Annotated in this window: 2 protein-coding genes; both read right to left on the bottom strand. The window is 71.0% G+C overall.

The features are described 5' to 3' along the window. Positions 1 to 84 precede the first annotated feature (84 nt). Positions 85 to 660 (bottom strand): hypothetical protein, encoded by a 576-nt coding sequence (locus KBX39_RS27205; RefSeq protein WP_210873214.1) that lies wholly within the window; start codon positions 658 to 660, stop codon positions 85 to 87. A gap of 909 nt (positions 661 to 1,569) precedes the next feature. Then, the coding region (locus tag KBX39_RS27200; protein ID WP_210873212.1) for a VWA domain-containing protein at positions 1,570 to 3,211 on the bottom strand (1,642 nt) is incomplete at its 5' end.

Genomic DNA, 3,211 nt, shown 5'->3' with positions numbered 1-3,211 from the left:
CCGCGCCCGGTTCACCCGGACGGGTCCGGACAGGAGTGAAGGCCGGCACCCCGTTGGGTCGGGGTGCCGGCCTTCAGCGTGGTCTTACTTGTTCCAGTGCTGGGCGACGAGGTCGGCGGCCTGCTGTTCCCACTGGGCGTAGTGGTCCGGGTAGGCGGAGACCTGGACGGTCTGGGCGGCCTTGGTCAGGGGCATGTCCTGCCAGCCGTCGACCTGCTTGAGGCCCTTCAGGAACGCGGTGGTGGAGTATTCGGGGTCGGTGATCTGCTCGACCGTGCCCCACCCGCTGGAGGGGCGCTGCTGGAACAGGCCCTGCGAGTCGTGGTCGTTACGGTCACCGAGGTGGCCGAGGTTCTCCAGCTTCGACTCCTGCAACGCGGTCGCGATCGACACGACCGCGGCGCGCTCGTCCATGCCGGCCTTCTTCGTCGCCGCGATGATCGCCTTGACGTTCTTGGTCTGCTCGTCATTGAGGTCGATGCGGGACTGGTCGCCCTGCACGCCGTGCGGGATCAGCTTGTCGGACTGCACCGTGGCCGTGACCGGCTTGACCGCGTGGGTGGTGTCAACGGCGTGGGCGGCGACCGGGCCGGCGAACACGCCACCGGTGAAAGCCAGACCAGCAATACCCAGGATGCTCTTGCGCAGAATCGTGTTCATGATGAGGGCTCCATTCGGGGGTCGACACACCCCCCGGGGGGACCCGGGGGTGCGTGGGCACCGTCAGGCGCTCAAGAAAGTCTCAAAGGGGGATCTCGGCTGCTCGCGGGGCGGGGGCCTCTACGCGGCGCCGGAAGGATGTCCAACGACCGTCGACCCGGCATCATTCCCGGGCCAGCTCACGCTGTCGGGCGGCGCGGGGCTCACGTCGTCGGAACCATGCTCAACGACCAGCCGGGCGGGATGATTTCCCGCGGCTCACGCCGTCGCACGTACTCAACGGCCTGAGGTCTGTTCCCACAGCCGACGCGCTCGGGGGCGCGGCCTTGCTCGGTCGTTCACCGGTTACAACGCCCCGCACCCGCCCACGATTCCGCCACCAAAGTGCCGCCCACCACCCCCAAACCCGACACCCCGCACACCACCGACCAGATTCGCCCAGCCCATCCGGGCACCTCACTCTGTGCCCCGTGATCAAGGAGTTTGCGGCCTTTTCCGGCACCCACGAGGACACAAACCCCTTGATCACCCTCGAAGAAGCCTCCCCGGGCACCCACCACAGGGTTGATCATGAGGTTAGCGGCGACATAACGGACACCAGGTGCCGCCAAGTTCATGATCGACGCGAGCGGGCAGGGCGGTGCGCTGGACGGGGGCGAGAGCGGCCGCGACCGGTCCTGCGATCTTGCAGTTCGCGCCCTCTAGGCACCCGATTTGCCCGGTTTGCGGGGCACCGAAGTGCAAGATCGCGCGCACTCAGGGGGCCTGGGGTCGGGGATCTTGGAGTTGTGGTGCCTCGCGAAGAGTGCGAAGCCGGGCATCCTGGGCGCCACAACTCCAAGATCGACGAGAACATGGGAGAACTGCGGGGAGGCGGGGGACGGGAGCGGGAGGACGAGGGAGCGCGGGTCAGCGGCGGCCGTGGCGGGCTCGTAGGTAGTCGGACACCACGTACTCGCCCAGGTCGTCCAGGTCGGGGGTGAACATCCGGCCACCAGAGCGCCGCGCCACCGCGTCCACGAACCGGCGCAGCCCCGGATCGTCGCCCAGCATGAACAGGTTGAGCGTCGCGCCGTACCGGGTCAGCCGGTCCACCTCCCGGATCGTCGCCGAGATGGTCTCCGGTAGCGGCGGCCAGTGGAAGTACGCCTCGCCGTCCTCCGGGTCCAGGTGCGCGGTGGGCTCGCCGTCGGTGACCACGAGCACCACCGGCTCGGCACCAGGGTGGCGGCGCAGGTGCCGGCCGGCGAGCCGCAGCGCGTGCTGCAGGTTCGTGCCCTGCTGCATGTCCGGCTCCACCGCCGCCAGTTCCTGCTGGGTCAGCGGCATCGCCTCCCGGCCGAAGCCGACGATCTGCAACGCGTCCTGCGGGAACCGGGTGGCCATCAGGTGCGACAGGGCCAGCGCGGTCTGTTTCATCGGGCCCCAGCGCCCCTGCGAGATCATCGAGTACGACAGGTCGACGCAGAGCACGACAGCCGCCGACGCCCGCCGTTCGGTCTCCACCACCTCGAAGTCCTCGACCGCGAGCGGTACCGGCACTCCGGGGCCGGCCCGGCGTACCGCGCGGGTGAGTGTGCGCACCACGTCCAGCGGCTGCTCGTCGCCGTACTCCCAGGGGCGGGACGCCCCGCTCACCTCGCCGGCCGCGCCCGCGGTGCGGAGGTCGTGCTGGCCGCGCGGGCCGGCGGTCAGGTCGGAGAAGACGCGCCGCAGCGCGGTGCTCGCGAGCCGGCGCAGCGCCTTCGGGCTGAGCGTCAGCCCGTCCGCGTCGCGGGTGACCCAGCCCTGGCGGCGCAGTTCGCGTTCCAGTTCCTGCAACCGGCGTACGTCGTCGGCGGCGTCACGGCCCAGCGTGCGGGCGACCGCCTCCACGTCGACGTCGTCGAGCGTGGCGCCGGGCTGGTCCTGGTCGAGGGAGTCCAGCAGCTCGTCGAGTTCGGCGATCTCGTCGAGCGCGCCGGTGGCCTCGCCGTAGCCGAGCGGCTGGTCGCCGCGTACGCGCTCGCCGCGCTGCCAGTTGAGGTCCGGCCGCAGCGACCGCAGGTGCGCGTCGAGCTGGGACAGCTCACCGGCGAGCCGGTCGCCGAGCGACTGGCGCATCAGTCCGGCCAGTTCCTCGCGCTGCCGGTCGGACAGCGACCGCATCAGCCGCTCACCTGCAGCCGCCCGCCGGGCCAGCACGTCGATCAGCTCGTCGACGTTCCTGGGCCGTTCCGGGAAGAACTCCCCGTGCCGCCCCATGAACTCGGCGAACGCGTCGGTGGTGTCCTCCGAGCGGGCGTGCCGGGCGAGCAGGTCGTTGAGGTCGCGCATCATCTCGGCGAGCTGCCGCTGGGCGGCCGGGTCGGCGGCGGCCCGCGCCGCGTCGCGCAGCCCGGCGAAGCGCTGCTCCAGCACGTCGCCACGCAACCCGTCGAGGATGCGCTGGTAGGTCTGCCGGGCCTCGGCGCTGGCCCAGTCGTACCCGGAAAGCTCCGACACCGCGCGGGCGGTGGAGCGGGGCAGGTTGTCGAGCACGGCCTCGGCGAACCGGGCGTCGTCGCCGTCG

Source organism: Micromonospora sp. D75, assembly GCF_018070405.1.
In the GTDB taxonomy this organism is placed as follows: Bacteria; Actinomycetota; Actinomycetes; order Mycobacteriales; family Micromonosporaceae; genus Micromonospora; species Micromonospora chalcea.
This window is presented reverse-complemented; position numbering and strand designations above follow the sequence as displayed.

What these genes read in the sequence shown, in the direction of transcription:
- KBX39_RS27205 (WP_210873214.1), bottom strand. Translation starts at nt 660, where the DNA reads ATGAACACGATTCTGCGCAAGAGCATCCTGGGTATTGCTGGTCTGGCT.